This is a genomic window from Methylobacterium sp. AC315, from assembly GCF_979253755.1.
Window position 1 is genome coordinate 65,081 of record NZ_CEEDEA010000002.1, and the last position, 20,157, is coordinate 85,237.

Annotated in this window: 18 protein-coding genes; 8 read left to right on the forward strand and 10 right to left on the reverse strand. The window is 70.1% G+C overall.

The window, feature by feature from the left end; translation table 11 throughout:
* Positions 1–68 precede the first annotated feature (68 nt).
* Positions 69–1,197, reverse strand: a protein-coding gene (gene prfB, locus AC0IY0_RS03055) for a peptide chain release factor 2 (RefSeq protein WP_147855599.1) whose coding sequence is annotated in 2 segments (ribosomal slippage) — positions 69–1,127 and positions 1,129–1,197 — 1,128 coding nt in all. Because the reading frame shifts where the segments join, the coding sequence is not laid out codon by codon here.
* A gap of 187 nt (positions 1,198–1,384) precedes the next feature.
* Between prfB and AC0IY0_RS03060 the strand changes: the two genes are divergently transcribed.
* Positions 1,385–1,726 carry a DUF3140 domain-containing protein gene (locus tag AC0IY0_RS03060; protein ID WP_471763058.1) on the forward strand — a complete coding sequence of 114 codons (342 nt, stop codon included), beginning with the start codon at positions 1,385–1,387 and terminating at the stop codon, positions 1,724–1,726.
* Between the two features lie 25 nt (positions 1,727–1,751).
* Here AC0IY0_RS03060 and AC0IY0_RS03065 read toward each other — a convergent pair whose 3' ends face one another.
* The 4 genes from AC0IY0_RS03065 to AC0IY0_RS03080 all read right to left on the reverse strand — a co-directional run bounded on the left by AC0IY0_RS03065 (position 1,752) and on the right by AC0IY0_RS03080 (position 4,321).
* Positions 1,752–2,105: a hypothetical protein gene (locus AC0IY0_RS03065; RefSeq protein WP_147909840.1), complete on the reverse strand. Its 354-nt coding sequence runs from the start codon at positions 2,103–2,105 to the stop codon at positions 1,752–1,754.
* 108 nt (positions 2,106–2,213) lie between these two features.
* Complete coding sequence (locus AC0IY0_RS03070) at positions 2,214–2,426, reverse strand: hypothetical protein (protein WP_007567016.1); 213 nt, start codon at positions 2,424–2,426, stop codon at positions 2,214–2,216.
* A gap of 136 nt (positions 2,427–2,562) precedes the next feature.
* The gene (locus tag AC0IY0_RS03075; protein ID WP_471763059.1) at positions 2,563–3,780 is read right to left on the reverse strand and encodes an LL-diaminopimelate aminotransferase; all 1,218 of its coding nucleotides are present in this window, start codon (positions 3,778–3,780) and stop codon (positions 2,563–2,565) included.
* A 124-nt stretch (positions 3,781–3,904) separates the two neighbouring features.
* Positions 3,905–4,321 (reverse strand): hypothetical protein, encoded by a 417-nt coding sequence (locus AC0IY0_RS03080; protein WP_471763060.1) that lies wholly within the window; start codon positions 4,319–4,321, stop codon positions 3,905–3,907.
* Between the two features lie 178 nt (positions 4,322–4,499).
* On the opposite strand from AC0IY0_RS03080, the gene AC0IY0_RS03085 reads away from it, so the two are divergent.
* A complete protein-coding gene (locus tag AC0IY0_RS03085) occupies positions 4,500–6,296 on the forward strand; it encodes a PHA/PHB synthase family protein (RefSeq protein ID WP_147938935.1) in 1,797 nt (598 codons plus the stop codon).
* Positions 6,297–6,472: 176 nt separating this feature from the next.
* Here AC0IY0_RS03085 and AC0IY0_RS03090 read toward each other — a convergent pair whose 3' ends face one another.
* Positions 6,473–7,774, reverse strand: a complete 1,302-nt coding sequence (locus tag AC0IY0_RS03090; RefSeq protein WP_419829184.1) for an OmpP1/FadL family transporter — start codon at positions 7,772–7,774, stop codon at positions 6,473–6,475.
* 428 nt (positions 7,775–8,202) lie between these two features.
* On the opposite strand from AC0IY0_RS03090, the gene AC0IY0_RS03095 reads away from it, so the two are divergent.
* A complete protein-coding gene (locus tag AC0IY0_RS03095; protein ID WP_147938927.1) occupies positions 8,203–9,087 on the forward strand; it encodes a fumarylacetoacetate hydrolase family protein in 885 nt (294 codons plus the stop codon).
* A gap of 83 nt (positions 9,088–9,170) precedes the next feature.
* A complete protein-coding gene (gene bioB / locus AC0IY0_RS03100; RefSeq protein ID WP_419829183.1) occupies positions 9,171–10,172 on the forward strand; it encodes a biotin synthase BioB in 1,002 nt (333 codons plus the stop codon).
* Positions 10,173–10,176: 4 nt separating this feature from the next.
* Here the strand turns inward: bioB and AC0IY0_RS03105 are convergent, their stop codons facing one another.
* The 4 genes from AC0IY0_RS03105 to mnmA all read right to left on the reverse strand — a co-directional run bounded on the left by AC0IY0_RS03105 (position 10,177) and on the right by mnmA (position 14,864).
* Entirely contained in the window at positions 10,177–11,646 is a 1,470-nt protein-coding gene (locus tag AC0IY0_RS03105; RefSeq protein WP_471763219.1) for a sensor histidine kinase, read from the reverse strand.
* A gap of 605 nt (positions 11,647–12,251) precedes the next feature.
* Complete coding sequence (locus tag AC0IY0_RS03110) at positions 12,252–13,034, reverse strand: TVP38/TMEM64 family protein (RefSeq protein WP_147909834.1); 783 nt, start codon at positions 13,032–13,034, stop codon at positions 12,252–12,254.
* Positions 13,031–13,684 carry a class I SAM-dependent methyltransferase gene (locus AC0IY0_RS03115; protein ID WP_092036629.1) on the reverse strand — a complete coding sequence of 218 codons (654 nt, stop codon included), beginning with the start codon at positions 13,682–13,684 and terminating at the stop codon, positions 13,031–13,033. Before AC0IY0_RS03115 ends, AC0IY0_RS03110 begins: the two co-directional genes overlap by 4 nt.
* A gap of 25 nt (positions 13,685–13,709) precedes the next feature.
* Positions 13,710–14,864: a tRNA 2-thiouridine(34) synthase MnmA gene (mnmA, locus tag AC0IY0_RS03120; RefSeq protein ID WP_147909833.1), complete on the reverse strand. Its 1,155-nt coding sequence runs from the start codon at positions 14,862–14,864 to the stop codon at positions 13,710–13,712.
* A gap of 726 nt (positions 14,865–15,590) precedes the next feature.
* Between mnmA and AC0IY0_RS03125 the strand changes: the two genes are divergently transcribed.
* From AC0IY0_RS03125 to fliF, 4 genes are all read left to right on the forward strand, one after another.
* Positions 15,591–17,156, forward strand: coding sequence for a flagellar hook-length control protein FliK (locus AC0IY0_RS03125; protein ID WP_471763061.1), 1,566 nt, complete (start codon positions 15,591–15,593; stop codon positions 17,154–17,156).
* Between the two features lie 90 nt (positions 17,157–17,246).
* Complete coding sequence (locus tag AC0IY0_RS03130; RefSeq protein ID WP_147909831.1) at positions 17,247–17,930, forward strand: flagellar hook assembly protein FlgD; 684 nt, start codon at positions 17,247–17,249, stop codon at positions 17,928–17,930.
* 91 nt (positions 17,931–18,021) lie between these two features.
* On the forward strand, positions 18,022–18,297 hold the full coding sequence (gene sciP, locus AC0IY0_RS03135) for a CtrA inhibitor SciP (protein ID WP_007569077.1): 276 nt from the start codon (positions 18,022–18,024) through the stop codon (positions 18,295–18,297).
* A gap of 216 nt (positions 18,298–18,513) precedes the next feature.
* The gene (gene fliF / locus AC0IY0_RS03140) at positions 18,514–20,142 is read left to right on the forward strand and encodes a flagellar basal-body MS-ring/collar protein FliF (protein WP_147957909.1); all 1,629 of its coding nucleotides are present in this window, start codon (positions 18,514–18,516) and stop codon (positions 20,140–20,142) included.
* The last annotated feature ends 15 nt before the right edge of the window (positions 20,143–20,157 follow it).

The following is a 20,157-nucleotide window of genomic DNA, read 5'->3' on the forward strand; positions in this document are numbered from 1 at the left end:
GGCTCGGGTGAGCCGATGAGCGACCATCCTGGCGCCTCCCGGTCGGAAGGTGCATCGCCCGCACAGAATCAGTCGATGTCCTCGACCTCTTCGGAACCGCCATAGACCCGCTGCGCCAGCGAGGCCTCCATGAACGGATCGAGGGAGCCGTCGAGCACCGCGTCCGGATCGGTGGACTGGGTGCCGGTGCGCAGGTCCTTCACCAGCTGATAGGGCTGGAGCACGTAGGACCGGATCTGGTGGCCCCAGCCGATATCGGTCTTGGCTGCGGCCTCGGCGCTGGCCTTCTCCTCACGCTTCTTCAGCTCGGCCTCGTAGAGCCGGGCGCGCAGCATGTTCCACGCCGTGGCGCGGTTCTTGTGCTGGGAGCGCTCCTGCTGACACGCCACCACGATCCCGGTCGGATTGTGGGTGATGCGCACCGCGGAATCGGTGGTGTTGACGTGCTGGCCGCCGGCGCCGGACGAGCGGTAGGTGTCGATCCTGCAGTCCGATTCCTTGATCTCGATCTCGATCCGGTCGTCGATGACCGGATAGACCCAGACGCTGGCGAAGCTCGTGTGGCGCCGGGCGCTGGAATCGTAGGGCGAGATCCGCACCAGCCGGTGCACCCCGGACTCGGTCTTGAGCCAGCCATAAGCGTTGTGGCCCTTGATCAGGAGCGTCGCGCCCTTGATCCCGGCCTCTTCGCCGTCCGACCACTCGACGATCTCGACCTTGTATTTCCGGCGCTCGGCCCAGCGGCCGTACATGCGCTGGAGCATGTTCGCCCAGTCCTGGCTCTCGGTGCCACCGGCACCGGCATGGACTTCGAGATAGGTGTCGAAGCCGTCGGCCTCGCCGGACAGGAGGGTCTCGACCTGGCGGCTGGCGGCCTCCTTCTCGACGGCGAGGATCGCGGCCTCGCCCTCGCGGATCGAGGATTCGTCGCCCTCCATCTCGCCGAGTTCGATCAGCGTCGCGCCGTCCTCGAGATCGCGCTCGAGCTTGCGGATGGAGGAGACCGCCTCGTCGAGCTGCTGGCGCTCGCGCATCACCTTTTGCGCGGCGTCGGCATCGTTCCACAGGTCGGGGTTCTCGGAGGCTGCGTTCAGCTCCGCGAGACGTTTATCGACAGTATCCCAGTCAAAGATGCCTCCTCAGCAGCCCTATAGACTGCTTGGCGGCATCCGAGGCTTGCTCGATCTCGGCGCGCATTTGGTTTTTCGGGAATGAGGGTGATGGGTCGGGCCGGGGTGATACCGCCCGGGAGCCGCCCTGTAAACGGCGGGCCGGCGGCCCGCGCGGTCAGTGTGCGGCGCCCGACCGCAGGGTGGTGCGCGAGCCGGCAAGCGGGCGGCGCGTTGTCGGGGACGGATCAGGCAGGAACGCGGAGGCGGCCAGGATGGCGGACGACGATCACGCGCAGACGTGGAGCGACTTCGACGACGCCGTCAACATGACGCCGGCGGCGCTGCGCAAGCACCTCGACGGCGCGGCGAGCCAGGCGGTCGGCCAGAAGGAGGCGGGCGGCGACGAATCCACCGGCCACGCGATGGGCCGGCGCATCCTGGCGATCAAGGACAAGAAGAAGGCGGATCTCACCGACGACGATTATGCCGCCATGCGCAAGGTCGTGGGCTACGTCCACCGCCATCTGAAGCAGCGCGGCGACGCCCGCAAGGATCCCGACTCCCCCTGGCGGATGTCGCTGATGAACTGGGGCCACGATCCGCACAAGGATTGAGGCCCGGGCTCGGCGCCTGTCCGGCTCAGTAGCGCGGCGGCACGAGGTAGGACGGGGCGATCACGTATTCCTTGGGGCGCTTGTGCGCACCGAACCGGCTCTCGGTGATCTGGTCGTTGTAATAGTCGAACCCGGTATAGCCGAAGCCGCCGCCGTTCATCACCTGGGCCACCGGGATCGGCGGGACGGCGAGGTCGGGACGGCCCGGCGGCACCAGCACCTGGCAGCAACCCTCGGTCTGCAGGACCGTCGGGCCGTTTGGGGCGGTGAAGACATAGGCGCGCGGCTGCGGGATCCCCGGCGGGAAGGCCGGCTCGGCGGCCGCGCCCTGGGCGACGAGGCCGAGCAATCCGGCGGCGATCAGGGTCTTGGTGCTCACGCAATGCTCCGTCACGGGACCGGCCGGGCCGGCGTCAGGCCTACACTCTAGCTTATCGCGGGCGGCCTGTCCGGCGCTCGCGGGCGGACCGGTTACCGGAACGCCGGCTCAGCCGCGGGCGCGCAGCACCACCTGCGGGCTCGCCGGCACCGGCCGGCAATCCGACATGAAGGCGTTGACCGGCAACGGCTTGGAATCGCAGGCGTAGACATCCGTCGGGCCCGGGGCCGGCACCGGGTCCCGCGCGATGATCGGGTTCGGCGCACAGGCCGAGGCCGCGGCGGCGAGCAGCAGGGCGGCGATGAGGTTCAGGCGGCGCATGCAACTCTCGGGACGCGGGAGGACCCCCGTGCCGAACCCTGCGCATCGCGATCCGCCCTGACAAGCGCCGGCGCGGGACGACGCGCCCTTTGACGGAGCCTGTCGCCCGGCGGCAACAATCGGGGCCGGCCCGATCTCAGACGGCCTGGGCCATCGGCACGACGTTGTGGAGGGTCTTGTCGCCGCCGTCGAAGAACCGGCGGATGTTGCGCGCGGCCTGCCGGATGCGCTGCTCGTTCTCGACCAGGGCGATGCGGACATACTCGTCGCCGAACTCGCCGAAGCCGATGCCCGGCGCCACGGCGACGTCGGACTTCTCGAGCAGCAGCTTCGAGAATTCGAGGCTGCCCATCTCCCGATAGCGCTCCGGGATCGGGACCCAGGCGAACATCGAGGCCGCGGGCGCCGGGATCGCCCAGCCGGCCTTGCCGAAGGATTCGACCAGCGCGTCGCGGCGCTTCTTGTAGGTCGCCCGCATCTCGTCGATGCAGTCATCCGGGCCGTTGAGGGCCGCGGTGGCGGCGACCTGGATCGGCGTGAAGGCGCCGTAATCGAGATAGGACTTCACCCGGGACAGCGCCGCCAGCAGGCGCTCGTTGCCCACCGCGAAGCCCATGCGCCAGCCGGCCATGGAGTAGGTCTTCGACAGCGAGGTGAACTCCACGGTGCAATCGATCGCGCCCGGGACCTGCAGGACCGAGGGCGGCGGCTTGCCGTCGAAATAGACCTCCGCGTAGGCGAGGTCCGAGAGCAGGATCAGCTCGTGCTGCTTGGCGAAGGCGACGAGGTCCCGGTAGAAATCGAGGTCGGCCACGTAGGCGGTCGGGTTCGACGGGTAGCAGATCACCAGGGCCACGGGCTTCGGGATCGAGTGCCGCATGGCCCGCTCGAGCGCCGGGAACATGGCCGGGGTCGGCTCGGCCGGGACTGAGCGGATCACGCCGCCGGCCATCAGGAAGCCGAAGGCGTGGATCGGGTAGCTCGGGTTCGGCACCAGCACCACGTCGCCCGGCGCGGTGATCGCCTGGGCCATGTTGGCGAAGCCTTCCTTCGAGCCCAGCGTCGCCACCACCTGGGTGTCGGGGTTGAGGCTCACGCCGAAGCGGCGCTGGTAGTAGCCCGCCTGGGCGCGGCGCAGGCCGGCGATGCCCTTGGAGGCGGAGTAGCGGTCGGTCCGCGGCCGGCCCGCCGTCTCGCACAGCTTGGCGATGACGTGTTTCGGCGCATCGAGGTCCGGGTTGCCCATGCCGAGATCGATGATGTCGGCGCCCTGGGCGCGGGCGGTCGCCTTGATCCGGTTGACCTGCTCGAAGACGTAGGGCGGCAGGCGCTTGATGCGGTGGAAGTCGGTCATGGGCGTATCCATCGGCGCGTCCCGAATCTGGCGTCTCTCGTTGGTGTCGGTCGCGCGAAGGATTCGCTCTAGCAGAGATGCACGTCGCCGCCGACTCAGAAAAACTCGAGCCGGATCGGCGGCTTTATTGCTCTGCTGCGGGCACCGGCTTGATCGCGGCTGCGGCCCCCCGGCCCGCGCTTGCGGCGGCGCGCCCGCGGCTCTCGTTGCGGCCGCGGGCGCCTTCGAGTTCGGCCTCCAGCGCCTTCTGGCCCTCGGACGACTTGGCCCGGATCGGGCGCTTGGGCGCGTCGACGCCCACCGGCATGAAGGCGGGCGTCTCCTGGCCGCGGGTCTCGGTCACGAAATCCGGCGCGGCCACGACCCGGGGCCCGTAGCCCGCATCGGTGGCGAGCGTGCGTACCGCATCCCCCGAGCAGGCGCCCAGCGGTGGCGCCAGGAGGGCCAGAACCGCCAGGGCGAGGCCCCGAGCCGGTCCCGGGCCGCCGGGCCGCCGGCCGGTGGGGTTCAAAAAGGCGCGGTGCATGAGCACATGGGTCATGAGAAGATCGCGCGGATGTTTCGCGACACGCGCAAACGGGCTGGTGCAACCTCTCGCTCGCTCCTTAATTTGTCGGAAACGAGGCTCACGGTCAGTCGAGCCGAAACACCACACAGGGGAGGCACGCGTGACGAGCCCGCGGACGCAGGCGCCGGACCAAGCTGCCGCCCGGACCGGCATGGCCAACGGCGCCATGCCGGACGGCATCACGCCGCCGATGCCGGATATCGAGGCCCTGTCGCGCAATGCCGGCCAGTTCGTGGAGGCGCTGGGGCGCAGCGCCGCCCGCATGCTCGCGCCCGAGGCCCAGGCGAACGACACCTCCGGGGAGATCAACGAGGCGGTCAAGACGCTCGGCCAGATCGCCGAGGCGTGGCTCTCGGACCCGAGCCGCAGCGCCGAGGCCCAGACCAAGCTGTCCCAGGCCTTCCTGACGCTGTGGGGGACGACCTACCTGCGCCTCCAGGGCCAGCAGGCCGATCCGGTGGCGGTGCCCGAGCCGAAGGATGGCCGCTTCAGCGACGCCGAGTGGTCGACCAACCCGTATTTCGACTTCCTCAAGCAGGGCTACCTGATCGCCACCCGCTGGGCCGAGGGCCTCGTCGACGAGGCCGAGGGCGTTGACGAGCGCACCCGCCACAAGGCGCAGTTCTACCTGCGCCAGCTCACCAGCATGCTGTCGCCGTCGAACTTCCTGCCGACCAATCCGGAGCTGATCCGCCACACCCTGCACGAGAGCGGCGCCAACCTGGTGCGCGGCCTCAAGATGTACGAGGAGGATCTGGCCGCCGGCGGCGGGCAATTGCGGGTGCGCCAGACCGATCCGAGCGGGTTCGAGGTCGGCCGCAACGTCGCGGTGACCCCGGGCGAGGTGGTGTTCCGCAACGACCTGATCGAGCTGATCCAGTACGCGCCCGCCACCGAGACGGTGCTCAAGCGCCCGTTCCTGATGGTGCCGCCCTGGATCAACAAGTTCTACATCCTCGACCTCAACCCCCAGAAGAGCTTCCTGAAGTGGATGGTCGACCAGGGGCTGACGGTGTTCTGCATCTCCTGGGTGAACCCGGACGCGCGCCACGCCGACAAGGACTTCGAGTCCTACATGCGTGAGGGCATCGAGGCGGCGATCGACGCGATCGGGGTCGCCACGGGCGAGAGCGAGGTCCATGCGGCCGGCTACTGCGTCGGCGGCACCCTGCTCTCGGTGACGCTCGCCATGCAGGCCGCCACGGGCAACCGCCGCATCAAGAGCGCGACCCTGCTGACCACGCAGGTAGACTTCACCCATGCGGGCGACCTCAAGGTGTTCGCCGACGAGGAGCAGATCCGCCAGGTCGAGGCCCGCATGGCCGAGCGGGGCTACCTGGAGGGCAGCCGCATGGCCAACGCCTTTAACATGCTGCGGCCGGACGACATGATCTGGTCCTACGTCGTCAACAACTACATCAAGGGCAAGCCGCCTTCGGCGTTCGACCTGCTGTACTGGAACTCCGACGCCACCCGGATGCCGGCGGCCAACCACTCGTTCTACCTGCGCAATTGCTATCTCGAGAACAGCCTGGCCCAGGGCAAGATGGTCCTCGGCAACGTCCGGTTGGACCTGAAGAAGGTGCAGGTGCCGATCTTCAATCTCGCCACCCGGGAGGACCACATCGCCCCGGCGATCTCGGTGTTCGAGGGCTCGAAGACCTTCGGCGGCAAGGTCGATTACGTGCTGGCGGGATCGGGCCACATCGCCGGAGTCGTCAACCCGCCCTACAAGCCGAAATACGGCTACTGGACCGGCGGGCCGGTGAAGGGCGAACTCAAGGACTGGGTCGCGGCGGCGGTGGAGACAAAGGGCTCGTGGTGGCCCTACTGGTTCCAGTGGATCGAGGCCCAGGCCCCCGAGCGGGTCCCGGCCCGCAAGCCCGGCGGCGACGCGCTGCCGTCGCTCGGCCCGGCTCCGGGAACGTATGTCCGGATGCGCGCCTGAGGGGACCGCGCCGGCCTCGGCTTACGGAGCGATGGGCGGGCTTCGTCGGATGTGCCGCTGACCCACGCGTCGGGGCCGGCGGAAGAGACCGGAGACACCACGTCTCCCTCCCCCTCAGCGGGGAGGGAGACGCGGGCGGATCGAGAGCCGTCCTTCGAGAGGGAGAGCACCTCTCCTCAGTACTTCCGGATCAGCGGCGCCGGGGCGGCCGGCGCCGGGGCGCCGAACATGTAGCGGAAGCCGACCGAGACGATGTCGGCGCTCGAATCGACCACGCCCGCGAAGGCGATGTTGCCGACATTGTAGTCGCGCCCGACCCCCGCGAGGATGCGCGACCGGTCGAGGAAGAAGTGCGAGTAGGCAAGGTTCAGGGTCAGGCGCTCGTTCCAGCGGTAGCTGGCGCCCACCGAGGCGATGTAGCGATCGCCGTCGGGCAGCCGCACCGAGCGGTTGCGGAAGTCGATCGGCGAGGATTCGTAGGCGAAGCCGGTCCGCACGGTGAGGTTCGGCGCGGCGTCGTACTCGGCACCGATCGAGTAGGTGTAGCCGTCCTTGTAGTTCAGCGGCAGGTTGCTGACCGGCAGGCCGAGACGGTTCGAGACGATGCCGACCGTGCCGAGCCGCGACCACTGATCCCACTCGAAGCCGAGATCGACCCGGGCGACCGGCGAGATCGCCTGGACCAGGCCGACGCTGAGCTTGTCCGGGGTGTTGAGCTTCGCACGCACCTGCCCGGCCGTCGGCGCCAGCGCCACCAGCGGCACGCCGATCGAGCCGTCGATGTCGTGATGCACGGACGAGCGGTAGCCGATGCCGATCACGGTGCCGTCGCGCGGCGTCAGGGTGGCGCCCGCCGTGAAGCCGACGCCCCAGGATTCACCCTTGAGGAACGCGCTGGGATACACGGTCGGCGCGATGCCGGGGACCGGCAGGGCCTGCCGCAGGGTCAATCGGAAATACTCGATGTTCGGTCCGGCGGCGAGCGACAGCCACTCGTTGACCTTGAACCCGATCACCGGATTGAACGCCAGCGAGAAGATCCGGGACGAGCGCCCGTAGACTTCGCCGGCCCAGACCTGCCGGGGCTTGGTCACGAGGCCGAAGGGCGCACCCGTCGAGAGGCCGAGCCACAGGCGGTCGTTGATCTGGTAGGAGGTCGCCCCCGCGGGCACCACGGCGCCCTGTCCGATATCACCGGAATCGCCCAGGCGCGCGAAGCCCGGATTGGTCCCGGGCGCCGTCCGGATCTCGGAGGAGAGGCCGATATAGGTCAGGTTCTGCTCGGAGACGAAACCCGGGTTCATCGTGATGACCGCGGGATTCCAGAACATCGACGAGACGCCGCCGGAGCCGGCGGCCGCACCCGCGAAGGACAGCCCCTGGGCCTGGGTGCTCTGCTCGCGGATGCCGAAGGCTCCGGCCCGCGCCTCGCCGGTGCCGATCGCCGCCACCGAGGCCGCGAGCACCCATGCGCGCATTGTCCCGTTCATCTGCTCCCCCCGAACCGGATGGCTTGTTCGGGCGCCCTGATTCGACCGTGTCCCGGTCCGGCGCCGTTGCCGGTATGGTGCAGGTTTCCCCCGCTCGACCGCAACGGTGATCGCGAGCCTGGCCGATGCCGGAGGCGTCGACGATCGACAGATTCACGGTGGGGTTTTATCGCCCGGTTAGGCAATCAAACCTGCTTATCTTGCTCGACAGACTGTTTTTCGCCGGCCTGATATAGAGATGCATAATATATCAGCTTGCATCGGAATGTGCACTTTTTTGCCACGATGTTGCCAAGTTGCGACACCCCGAAATTGCGCGCCGCCGCCGCCGACGCGCTTGCACCGGCGGTGCTGCGCGGCCATGGTCCCGGCGCCCGGCGTAGACCGGTTCCAGGGAAGGATGAGGAGTCGCGGCGATGAAGCTCTTCCGGCACGGCCCGAGCGGCGATGAGAAGCCCGGCCTCGTGGATGCGCAGGGCGGCCTGCGCGATCTGTCCAGCATCGTCCGCGACATCGCCGGCCCGGCCTTGGCGCCGGAATCCCTGGAGCGGCTGCGGGCCCTCGATCCCGAGACCCTGCCGAAGCTGTCGGCGGACACGCGGCTCGGCCCCTGCGTCGGCGGCACCCGCAACGTCGTCGCCATCGGCCTCAACTTCGCCGACCACGCGGCCGAGACCGGCTCTCCGATCCCCTCGGAGCCGATCATCTTCAACAAGGCGCCGTCCAGCCTGTGCGGGCCGAACGACACGGTGATCATCCCCAAGGGTTCGGCCAAGACCGACTGGGAGGTTGAGCTCGCCGTGGTGATCGGCCGCCGGGCGAGCTACGTCCACGCCAACGAGGCGCTGAGCTACGTGGCGGGGGCCTGCATCTGCAACGACGTCTCCGAGCGCGAATGGCAGCTGGAGCGCGGCCCGACCTGGACCAAGGGCAAGAGCGCGCCGACCTTCGGGCCGCTCGGCCCCTGGCTGGTGACGCTGGACGAGATCCCCGACCTCAAGAACCTCGCCATGAGCCTCGACGTCAACGGCGAGCGCCGCCAGACGGGCTCGACCGCGACCATGATCTTCGACGTGCCCCAGCTCGTCGCCTACGCGTCGCACTTCATGCTGCTCGAGCCCGGCGACGTGATCACCACCGGGACCCCGCCCGGCGTCGGCCTCGGCATGAAGCCGCCGCGCTACCTGAAGGCCGGCGACGAGATGGTCCTGCGCATCGAGCGCCTGGGCGAGCAGCGCCAGAAGGTCATCGCCTTCGACGACTGGACCGCCAAGGTCTCGGCCGGCGAGCCGACGCACTGAAGCGCCGCCGCCGCCTCCGCACCGGATGACGGCGGCCCGAAGGGCGCTTGATTTTGGCCACCGATCCCCCTCAAGAAGACATCATGAGCCAAGCTGCCGACCCGCACGCCTCCGATTTCCGCCACGACTGGAGCGTCGCGGAGATCCGCGCGATCCACGACCTGCCGTTGCTCGACCTCGTGTATCGGGCCGCCGCCGTGCATCGGGCGCACAACGACCCGAGCGACGTCCAACGCGCGAGCCTGCTCTCGATCAAGACCGGCGCCTGCCCGGAGGATTGCGGCTACTGCTCGCAATCGGCGCATCACAAGGGCACCGGCCTGCCGCGCCAGCGCCTGATGCCGGTGGATACGGTATTGGCCGAAGCCGCGACCGCCAAGGCCAACGGTGCGACCCGCTTCTGCATGGGTGCAGCCTGGCGCAGCCCGCGGGACGGCGCGGAGTTCGACTCGGTGCTGGACATGGTGCGGGGTGTGCGCGGCCTCGGGATGGAGGCCTGCGTCACCCTCGGCATGCTGACCGCCAGCCAGGCGGAGCGCCTGGCCGAGGCGGGGCTCACCGCCTACAACCACAACCTCGATACCGGGCCGGACTACTACGACAAGATTGTTTCGACCCGGACCTACGGGGACCGCCTGGATACGCTGGAGCGGGTCCGCGAGGCCGGCATCGGCGTCTGCTGCGGCGGCATCATCGGCCTCGGCGAGGGCGTCGGCGACCGGGTCGCGATGCTGCACGTGCTGGCCAACCACGCGCCGCATCCGGAGAGCGTGCCGATCAACGCGCTGGCCCCCGTCCCCGGCACCCCGCTCGGCGACAAGGCCGCGCCCGTCGATCCGTTCGACATGGTGCGGATGTGCGCCACCGCCCGCATCGTGATGCCGAAGGCCCGGGTGCGCCTCAGCGCCGGACGCAAGGCGCTGAGCCGCGAGGCGCAGGCCCTCTGCTTCCTCGCGGGGGCCAACTCGATCTTCTACGGTGAGCGCCTGCTGACCACCGCCAACAACGAGGCGGATTCCGACGCCGCGCTGCTGCAGGATCTCGGTATCCGCGTGGCGGAGCCGATCCTGGCCGCAGCCGAGTAGCGCGTCAGCCCTCGGGCAGCACGATCCGGAAGCGGGCGCCGCCCTCCTCCGGATCCAGGGTCAGGCTGCCACCGTTGATGCCGATCAGCTCGGCGGCGATCGGCAGGCCGAGCCCGGTGCCGCCCGAGCGGGTCGAGCCCTGGAACGGCGAGAACAGGTTTTCCCGGGCCCGCGCCGGCAGGCCGGGGCCGTTGTCTTCCACCAGGATGGTCACCCGGCCCGGCGCGTCGCGGCAGGCGGTGACCCGCACCTCGGCCTCCGGCACCGCGGCCCCGTCCAGCGCCTGCACGGCGTTGCGGACCAGGTTGGCCAGGGCCCGGGCGAGCTGCTCCGGGTCGGCCTGCACGCGGCATTCGCCGGCGTCCACGAGGACGCGCACGCTCCGCGCGGCGAGCGCGGCGAGGTCCGGCAATTCGGCGAAGAGCGGCGCCAGCGGCGTCGAACTGAGCGTCGGCGCACGCTCGGAGACGCGCCCATAGGCCAGGCTCGCCTCGCAGAACCGGATGGCCCGGGCGATGGCCCCGACCAGGCGCGGCGCCACCCGCTGGACCATCGGGTCGGCGGTGTCCTCCAGCCGGTCGCCGAGGAGCTGGGCCCCGGTGAGCAGGTTGCGCAGCTCGTGGCTGACCTTACTGACCGCCAACCCCAGCTCGGCCAGCCGCCGCTTCTGGCGGAGCTGGTCGGCCAGGATGCGCTGCATCCGGCCGAGGGCGCGTTCGGCCTGGCCGATCTCGTCGCGGCGGCGGGACGGCGCGATGATCCGGCCGGCATCCTCCGGGTTCTCCGCGAAGGCCGTGATGTTGGTGGCGAGCCGCCGCACCGGGCGGACGATCAGCACCTGCAGCACCACGAAGACCAGCCCGGCCGCCGACGCCGCGATGATCAGCGACGAGACCAGCAGGCGCAGCGCGTAGTCGATCATCGCGGCGCGCAGCGGCGCCTCGTCGAGCAGGACCTCGACCCGGTCGAAGCCGATGCCCCCCTCCCCGATCACCCGGATCGGCTCGCGGACCGGCGCGACCAGGGTCCGCCACGCCCCCCGGATGGTCGACAGGGCCGTGACGTCGCGCAGGTCGACCGTGTCGGCCACCGTCTCGGGCACCGGCTCGATGGCGAGCAGACGCTGGGCGCCGCCGCCGCGGACCGCGATCGCCCGGGCGTTCACCCCCGCGAGCAGCCGGCTCTCCAGCGCCTCCGAGACCGGCTCGCCGGTCCGGCCGTCGAGGACCAGGGCGGCGACCTGCGCGGCCGCGACCCGGTCGGACATCCACTCGATCCGGTAGTTGGCCACCGCCGGCACGTAGGTCAGCACTTCGGCCACCACCACGAACGCGACGGTGACGAGGAACAGCCGCCCGGACAGGCCGAGGCGCGCCGGACGCCGCTCGGGCACCTCGCGTGAAGCGGCGGCCGCCGCCGGCATCGTGACCGGGTCGGATTCGACGGCCACGCCCATCACGCTCCGACCGGGCATCGCGGGCGGATGGGGGTGGGCTGGCATTTGCGAGAGCTCAAGCCGTTTACGGCCTTCGCGCGGGACATGGGGTAACGCCGTCGTTTCAAAGTCGGGAATACAGGGGGCATTCCCGCGGGCACTATACGAGCACGATAGGGTCGAGGTTGCATGTACCTTAGAGCACCTCGAAAGAAGTCCACCGTCTCAGCGCCTCTGTCGCGCGCGTGCGCGACGGCCCATACGGTAAGCTCCGGAACACGAAAACACCGCCGGCGATCGGGTGATCGCCACGCCAGCAACGCCGATGCCCCACAGCCCAGGACCCAAAAAAGCTCACCCAATCAATAACTTGGACCAGATGAGAATCCAAAATGCCAATCTCCGGCGACCGTCCTGGGGCGGAACGGGGCTGCCGTAACGCGGAACGCCCAGGCCACACGATTAGACCCCCGCGCCACACAGAGTGAAGAATAAATTTGCGCGCGGACAGAAATTTTTAACCGGATACTCAGTCACGCGAGAGCCGTTCCCATCCTCGATGTTACGCGCGCTCTTGGTCCGAACCGGCATCCATTTGATGATTGGCGCCCCAAGACCCGAATGCCACGCCGGACGCACCGGGCTCAGGCGCGCCGGAACCGGCGGCTCAACAGGACGCTGCCGAGCGCGAACACGGCGAGCATCGCCAGCCCGGCCACCATCTTGGGCGTGACCAGGGCCCTCAAGGTCAGAGCCTCGTCGCAACCGGCGGTCGCCGCGGCGAGGCAGGCGGCCTTGGCGGCCTCGTGGGCTGCGACCACGTCCTCGATCCCGGCGCCGGTTGTGGCGTAGACCAGGGCGCCGGGCAGCAGGCCCAAAAAGGTCGCCAGCACGAAGACCCGCATCTTCACCCCGCAGGCGGCGGGCGCGAGGTTCGTCATCCAGAACGGGAACAGCGGCAGCAGGCGCATCACCGCGATGTACCCGAAGGCGTCCCGCCGGAACGCGTCCGTGAATGCCGCGAGCCGCGTCCCGCCCATCCGGCGCAGCAGATCGGCCCCGGGTCCCTTGCCGATGGCGAACACGATCGCCGCCCCGGTGGTGGCCGCGCAGACCGCCGTGAGCGCCCCCGGGACGATCCCGAACAGGAAGCCGCAGATCATGGTCAGGAACAGCGTGGCCGGCACCGAGACCACCACGGAGGCGACGTAGACCAGGTAGGCCGCCACGACGGCGCGCACGTACCCGGCCTCGACGAAGGCATGCAGCCACGCCCGCGAGGCGAGCAGCCGGTCGAGGCTCAGGAGTTGCGCGACGCCCGAGACCAGCACGACAGCCGAGATGCTCAGGAGCAGGGCCAGCGGCAGCCACCGTCGCAGCCGCTTCCAGCGTCCCTCCGGGACGGACGCGAGCCCGACGTCGCTCACCCGGGCTTGCGCATCCGCAGGATCTTGAAGAACCCGCCCGGGAAGGTCGGCTTCAGCCCCAGAACCTCGACGCCGTTGCGCCGGGCCCAGGCCTCGATCCGGGTCGCCTTGAAGTCCGACGACCAGCCGATCTTGGTGCAGAGCGGCGCCACGACCTCCTCGACCCGGGCGAGCGGGCCGTCGCTCTGGCCGAAGTGGTTGGCCAGCACGATGCCGCCACCGGGCCGGACCACCCGCAGGAACTCCGACATCGCGGCCTCGGGGTCGGGGACCAGGGTGATCAGGAACTGCGCCACGACCGCGTCGAAGCTCGCATCGGCGTAGCCGAGGTGGCAGACATCCATCACCTGCAGGCCCTTCACGTGGGCCAGGTTGCGGCGCTTCACCTTGGCGCGGGCGCGCTTGAGCATGTCCTCGGAGAGGTCGACCCCGCAGACGAAGCTCGCCTTCGGGTAGTAGCCGAGCGCCAGCCCGGTGCCGACGCCGGCCTCCAGGATGCGCGGCCCGTGCTCGGCCGCGGCCTCCACGGCCGCGCGGGCCGCGGGCTCGGTGAGCTTGTCGTAGACCACGTCGTAGACAGGGGCCCAGCGGGCATAGGCCTTGCGCATCAGGGCCGTGCTCGGCCCGGCCATCTGCGGCTCGCTCAGCATCGTTCGGATTATCCAGAGATTGAGATCAGGCGGCTTCTCGGGGCCGGGCCGACAACGCATCGACCCGGCGGATGGTGCCGCCGCCCAGAACACGGGCCCGGGGGCCGTCGTCGCCGTAGAGCGCACAGGCCTGGCCCGGCGAGACGCCGTCCTCGGGCTCGGCCAGCACCACCTCGGCGGTTCCGTCCGGCGCGATGGTGAGCGTCGCCGGCCGCGGCGGCCGGGTCGAGCGGACGCGCACCGCCACCGGCAGGTCGTGAACCGAGCCGGCCGGGCCCTCACCCAGCCAGTTCAGGTCCGAGAGGCGGATGCGCGTCGTCGCCAGGGCGGTGCGCGGGCCGACCACGACCCGGGCGGTGTCCGGCTCCAGGCGCACGACGTAGAGCGGCTCGGAGCCGGACAGGCCGAGGCCCCGGCGCTGGCCGACCGTATAATGGACGATGCCCTCGTGCTGCCCGAGCACGAGGCCGCCGAGATCGACGATTTCGCCGGGCCGAGCCGCATCCGGGCGCAGCCGGGCGATCACGTCGCTGTAGCGGCCCTGCGGCACGAAGCAGATGTCCTGGCTGTCGGGCTTCTCCGCCAGCGACAGGCCGAGGTCTTTGGCCAGCGCCCGGGTCTCGGCCTTGGACATCTCGCCCAAGGGAAAGCGCAGGAAATCCAGCTGCTCGGCCGTGGTCGCGTAGAGGAAATAGCTCTGGTCCCGGGCCGGATCGAGGGCGCGGTGCAGCGCCCGGCCGCCCCCCGGCAGGGCCCGGCTCGCCACGTAATGCCCGGTGGCCAGGGCGTCGGCGTTCAGGTCCCGGGCCAGCCCGAGCAGATCGCGGAACTTCACGGTGCGATTGCACTCGACGCACGGGATCGGGGTCTCGCCCGCGAGGTAGCTCTCGGCGAACTTCTCGATCACCGCGTCGCGGAACCGGTCCTCGTAGTCGAGGACGTAATGCGGGATACCGAGATGCTCGGCGGCCGCGCGGGCGTCGTTGATGTCCTGGCCTGCGCAGCACGCGCCCTTGCGATGGGTCGCGGCGCCATGATCGTAGAGCTGGAGCGTGACCCCGACCACGTCGAAGCCCTGCCGCTTCAGCAGCCCCGCAACCACGGAGGAATCGACGCCGCCCGACATGGCGACGACGACGCGCGTCTCGTGGGCTGGCTTGGGAAGGTCGAGGGCGTTCATCGCAGGGGTCCGCCGCCGCCGGCTGGAAGGCGTCTCGGCTGCACGGCCTGTCTATAGCGGGACTCCGATCGGCTTTCCAGGGTGGGGTTTTCGGGAATGGGTCGCGATGATCTGCGCGCGCTCGGTGCCGGGCGTGGATCGCTCGGCCGGCGGCCGTGCGGGCGGCCTTTCCGCGGAGCGGCGGTTCGAAGGACATCCGATCCGGGCATCGGGTAGGCCGTCCCTCCCCCGTCTTGGTCTCCGAGCGGCGGCTCGATCGATGCCGCCACGCGCCGTCATCCCGGGGCCGCGCAGCGGAGCCAGGAATCCAGAGCCGCCGACCTGTCAAGCTCTTGCACCAACAGCATTTCTGGCTTTCGGGCTGGCATGCGGCGCCGCGGAACGACCACGCAGGTTCTCTGGTATGGAGCCTCGATCCTCAGGAAGTGAATCGGCCAACCCGTGTAGCCCGCTCGGGGAGCGGGGGCATGTCACGCCGCCGCGGTGACGATGGGGGTCGTCCACGCCCGCTATGACGGGCGGGAGTCGCGGATGTCTCTCCGCGCTGCCCATACCCAGCGCCCGCGTGACCTCCACCCGGCAAATGCTGCCGGGCGCGCGGCAGCTTCGGACCCGGGCAAAATCCCGCGCTCAGGACCAGAACATAAAAGTCGTTATTATTCCGATACTTAATCGAGCGCCCCGATGGCCTGGCCCTTGCTCGATCGTCGTCGAGGGGAGCCCAGCATGGCGAGCGGTGCAACGGATCGGTTGGATGTCACCGGGTGGATTCCGTCCGCCCGTTCTTCGGCCACGCCGCGATCGGGCTGGGATGCGGCCGGCGTCGCCGCCCGGGCCGGCGACTCGTCACAGGATCGGTTCGGCGCGGCTCTGAGCGCGTCCCGGGCCCGGGACGCCGCTGCGGCGGCTCGCACCCGCGACGAGAGCCAGCGCAGCCAGGCCGATGCGGCCCGCACGGCCGCGGAACGCGTCCGGGATGCCGCCGAGACCGCGAAGGCCCGCGCCGCCGCCCGACCGGATGCCCGCCCCGCCAATCTTCCCAAGCCGCCCGAGCGACCTGCGCAGCCTCAGAGGACGGCAGCTGCTGATACGCGGCCCGCGACGACCCGCCCCGCGACACAGGCGCCGGCGAAACCGTCGGATCCCGCCTCCGCCGGGGCCGGCCGGGTCACGGATCCGAGGGCGCAGCAAGCCTCCGACGCAGTGACGCGAGAGCCGGCCCCCGGCGCGACGGATGCCACCACAGCCGGGACCGACCCGAAAGCCGGCGATCCGGCCGCGACCGAGACGGCGCAGATCGAACCGGCGCCGAGCGACGTGTCGGCCCAGACCGCGCCTCCATCGGCGAGCCCGGCCATGCCGGGAACGCTGACGGCTCTCCTGGCCGGTTTAATGAAGGGGGCCCCGCTCGTGGCCGGCGGCGCAGCGGCGGACGGCGCGGCCAAGGACGTCGGAGCCGTCGGCTCGGGCGGTACCGGGCTCGCCGGTTCGGGGACGGCGCCGACGCAGGCCGCGGGCGCGGCTGGAGCAAAGCCCGACCTCGCGGTCTCCGGGCCCAAGGCCGGCCCTCTTTCGTTGGGGAAGCTCTCGGCTCAGGGCGCCAGCCCGGTCGAAGCGGTCAAAGCCGGCACGGCCGATCCTGCGGGCAAGGAGGCGGCCTCGAGCGCGGCCGCCGGCCAGGACTTTTTGACCGCCCTGGCGGATGCCGGCCAAGCTACCGGTCAAGCTACCGGCATGCAGGCCCCGGCCCCCGCCCATGGCAATCCGGACGCATCCCTCCTTGCACCCCAGGCGGCCGGATCGTCGAACGCGACGACGCAGGCCGCTGCGCCGGCCCCGAGCCAAGTGCAAGCCCCGCCGGATCCGGCGGTACCGCTCGGGCAGGTGCCGATGACCATCGGGCTTCGCTCCCTCGCCGGGTCGAGCGAGTTCCAGATCCGGCTCGACCCGGCCGAGCTGGGGCGGATCGACGTCAAGCTCGAGATCGACAAGGCGCGGGGCACGGTCATGACCCACCTGGTGGTGGAGCGGCCGGAGACGCTGGCCATGCTCCAGCGCGATGCGGGCCAGTTGCAGCAGGCCCTGTCCCAGACCGGGCTCGATCCCTCGGGGGGCGGCCTCAGCCTGTCGCTGCACAGCGACGGCAACGCCCAGGGCGGCGCCAACGGCGACCAGGGCGACGCCCCAAGGGGCGGCCCGGCCGCCTGGGGACAGGAACGCGCCGACGCCCCCCAGGAGGTTGCGCCGACGCGCTGGCTGCGCGGCTACGGCGGCCTCGACATCCGAATCTGACGCGATGCGCGATCAAGCCGCCTCGCGATTCGACATCGAACCATCATGCGTCCCGGCGTTTCGCCCCGACGCGCCACGGGAGCGAGCCGCATGACATCCGGGATATCCAACGTTACCAACACGTCATCCACAGCGTCGAGCAGCGGCGCGAGCGGCAACGGCAGCGAGATCGCCAGCAACTTCACGCAGTTCCTGACGCTGCTCACCACGCAGCTCAAGAACCAGAACCCGCTCGATCCAATGGACACAAACCAGTTCACGCAGCAGCTGGTGCAGTTCGCCGGCGTCGAGCAGCAGCTCAAATCCAATGATCGCCTCGACAGCATCCTGACCGCTTCGAAATCGGCGAGCTCCGCGTCGGCGACGAGCTATATCGGCAAGAGCATCACGGCGGACGGCAGCAGCTCCCAGCTCTCCAACGGCGCCGCGTCCTGGACCCTGACGCCCGCCCGGGCGGCCTCGAAGGCGGTGGTCACGATCCTGGATTCGAAGAACAACGTCGTGGCCTCGCAGAGCACGTCGCTCACCGCGGGCAGCCAGACCTATGGCTGGAACGGCAAGACGTCGGCGGGCCTGACCGCCCCGGACGGGACCTACACGATCAAGGTCTCGGCCTCCGACGCCACCGGGGCGAATGTCGCCGTGGACACCCAGCTCAACGGCACCGTGGACTCGGTCGACCTCAGCGGAGCGGCGCCGGTCCTGATGATCGGCTCTCAGAAAGTGCCGCTGAGCAGCGTCCAAAGCATAGGGTTGTCCACAAGTGGCACCTAACGAATCATATCCGAGTGATCCGCTTCAACATCTCTTAAGCGAGCGCAAGTACCTTCAACGCTCGACAGGTCAGTCGAGTGTAGAGCGTATCATGACCGAACCCAGCCGCCCGAGAGTCAAATACGTGATCGGGCCCGACGGCAGTCCTCTGACCATCGCGGATCTTCCGCCGCCGAGCACCCGTCGATGGGTGATCCGGCGCAAGGCAGAGGTCGTCGCCGCCGTGCGCGGTGGCCTCCTCAGTCTCGAGGAGGCGTGCAAGCGCTACACCTTGACCACCGAGGAATTTCTGAGCTGGCAGTTCTCGATCGACCAGCACGGCCTCGCCGGGCTGCGGACGACCCGGATCCAGCATTACCGGCACTGAAAGCGGCCGGAACACGGACCGCGCCCCCGGGCCCGGTCCGTGAGAACGCCCCTCCGAAGCCGCCTCCGCACCCCGGATGCGGCTTCGTTTCGTTCCAGGACCCAACTTTGCGCCCCCGAGGGCCCCGGCATTAACGCCTCGCTAACCACGGGCTGGGCAATTTCTGCCGGGCGGGCCGTCGGGTTCCGCCAGCGTTAGAGTGCAGCGACCCATCCCGTGAAGCCGGTTCTCGATCTCGTCTCGAAGCTTGGACCGGCCCGGATCGCCGCCATGGCGGCCGTGACGCTGACCCTCATCGGCTTCTTCGCCTTCATCATCCTGCGGGTCTCGCGCCCCGATATGGGCGTGCTGTTCTCGGACCTGTCGATGCAGGATTCCGCCGCGGTGATTCGCGAGCTCGACAGCCGCGGCATCCGCTACGAGTCGAAGGGCGACACCGGCCAGACCATCATGGCGCCGCGGGGCGACCTCGCCCGCCTGCGCATGGACCTCGCCGGCAAGGGCCTGCCGGTCCAGGGCGGCGTCGGCTACGAGATCTTCGACAAGGGCGACGCGTTCTCGTCCACCAACTTCGTCCAGAACGTGAACCACCTGCGGGCGCTCGAAGGCGAGCTCGCCCGCTCGATCCGGGCGATCGGCCGGGTCCAGGCGGCCCGCGTTCACCTGGTCCTGCCCGAGCGGCGCCTGTTCGAGCGCGACCGAGAGAACCCGAGCGCGGCCATCGTCCTGAAGCTGATGGGCGAACTCGATGCCGGGCAGGTGCGGGCGATCCGCCACCTCGCAGCCTCCGCCGTGGAGGGCCTGAAGCCCGAGCGGGTCTCGATCGTCGACGAGCGCGGCCGGCTCCTGGCCGACGGCGCCAAGGACGCCGACGCCAACGCCGCCAGCGGCTTCGAGGACCGGCAGCTCGGTCTGGAGCGGCGCCTGCGCGGCCAGATCGAGGATGTCGTCGCCGGCATCGTCGGCCCCGGCCGGGCCCGGGTCCAGGTCAACGCCGAGCTGGACCTCAACCGGATCGAGAGCCGGTCCGAGACCTTCGACCCGGAGAGCCGGGTCGTGCGCTCGGCCCAGACGCGGACCGAATCGGCCGTCACCGGCAACGCCGACGGGCAGGTCACGGTGGGCAACGAGCTGCCCGGCGCCAACGGCGGCGACAAGCCACCCGCCCCGAAGGACGCGACCAACAAGAACGAAGAGACCACCAACTACGAGATCTCGAAGGTCACCAAGACCGAGATCGCCGAGGGCGGCCGGGTCAAGCGCCTGTCGGTCGCCGTGGTGGTCGACGGGATCTACGCCACCACCCCCGACGGCAAGCAGACCTACACGCCGCGCCCGCCGGCCGAGATCGAGCGGATCACCGCCCTGGTGCGCAGCGCGGTCGGCTTCGACAAGGCGCGCGGCGACCAGATCGAGGTGGTGAACCTGCGCTTCGCCGAGGCGCCGAGCCTGCCGCAATTCAGCGAGCCGACCCTGATCCAGTCGCTGCTGGCGCCGACCAAGGAGGACGTGCTGCGCATGGCCGAACTCTCCGTGCTGGCGCTCCTGACGCTGATCGTCCTCCTCACGGTGGTGCGGCCGCTGGTCCGGCAGGTGCTGGCGCCGGTCCCGGGCGCCGCCCCGGCGCTCGCGGGGCCCAGCGGCCTCGGCGACGCCGCGGCGGCGGCCGGCGCGGGCGCCGCGGTCACGCTGATCGAGCGGGACAACCCGACCGCCCGGCTGATGGAGTTCGCGAAGATCAACGGCCAGATCCAGGCCGACACGGTGCAGCGGGTCGTCGACATGGTCCGGGCCAGCCCGGCCGAGACCGTCGAGGTGCTGCGCACCTGGATCCAAGAAGAGTAGCGCGTCGAGGATCGG

What these genes read in the sequence shown, in the direction of transcription:
- AC0IY0_RS03115 (WP_092036629.1), bottom strand. Translation starts at nt 13,684, where the DNA reads ATGCTGAGCGAGCCGCAGATGGCCGGGCCGAGCACGGCCCTGATGCGC.
- AC0IY0_RS03130 (WP_147909831.1), top strand. Translation starts at nt 17,247, where the DNA reads ATGACATCCGGGATATCCAACGTTACCAACACGTCATCCACAGCGTCG.
- AC0IY0_RS03080 (WP_471763060.1), bottom strand. Translation starts at nt 4,321, where the DNA reads ATGACCCATGTGCTCATGCACCGCGCCTTTTTGAACCCCACCGGCCGG.
- AC0IY0_RS03125 (WP_471763061.1), top strand. Translation starts at nt 15,591, where the DNA reads ATGGCGAGCGGTGCAACGGATCGGTTGGATGTCACCGGGTGGATTCCG.
- AC0IY0_RS03105 (WP_471763219.1), bottom strand. Translation starts at nt 11,646, where the DNA reads ATGCCCGGTCGGAGCGTGATGGGCGTGGCCGTCGAATCCGACCCGGTC.
- mnmA (WP_147909833.1), bottom strand. Translation starts at nt 14,864, where the DNA reads ATGAACGCCCTCGACCTTCCCAAGCCAGCCCACGAGACGCGCGTCGTC.
- AC0IY0_RS03060 (WP_471763058.1), top strand. Translation starts at nt 1,385, where the DNA reads ATGGCGGACGACGATCACGCGCAGACGTGGAGCGACTTCGACGACGCC.
- sciP (WP_007569077.1), top strand. Translation starts at nt 18,022, where the DNA reads ATGACCGAACCCAGCCGCCCGAGAGTCAAATACGTGATCGGGCCCGAC.
- AC0IY0_RS03095 (WP_147938927.1), top strand. Translation starts at nt 8,203, where the DNA reads ATGAAGCTCTTCCGGCACGGCCCGAGCGGCGATGAGAAGCCCGGCCTC.
- bioB (WP_419829183.1), top strand. Translation starts at nt 9,171, where the DNA reads ATGAGCCAAGCTGCCGACCCGCACGCCTCCGATTTCCGCCACGACTGG.
- AC0IY0_RS03085 (WP_147938935.1), top strand. Translation starts at nt 4,500, where the DNA reads ATGGCCAACGGCGCCATGCCGGACGGCATCACGCCGCCGATGCCGGAT.
- AC0IY0_RS03075 (WP_471763059.1), bottom strand. Translation starts at nt 3,780, where the DNA reads ATGACCGACTTCCACCGCATCAAGCGCCTGCCGCCCTACGTCTTCGAG.
- AC0IY0_RS03070 (WP_007567016.1), bottom strand. Translation starts at nt 2,426, where the DNA reads ATGCGCCGCCTGAACCTCATCGCCGCCCTGCTGCTCGCCGCCGCGGCC.
- AC0IY0_RS03090 (WP_419829184.1), bottom strand. Translation starts at nt 7,774, where the DNA reads ATGCGCGCATGGGTGCTCGCGGCCTCGGTGGCGGCGATCGGCACCGGC.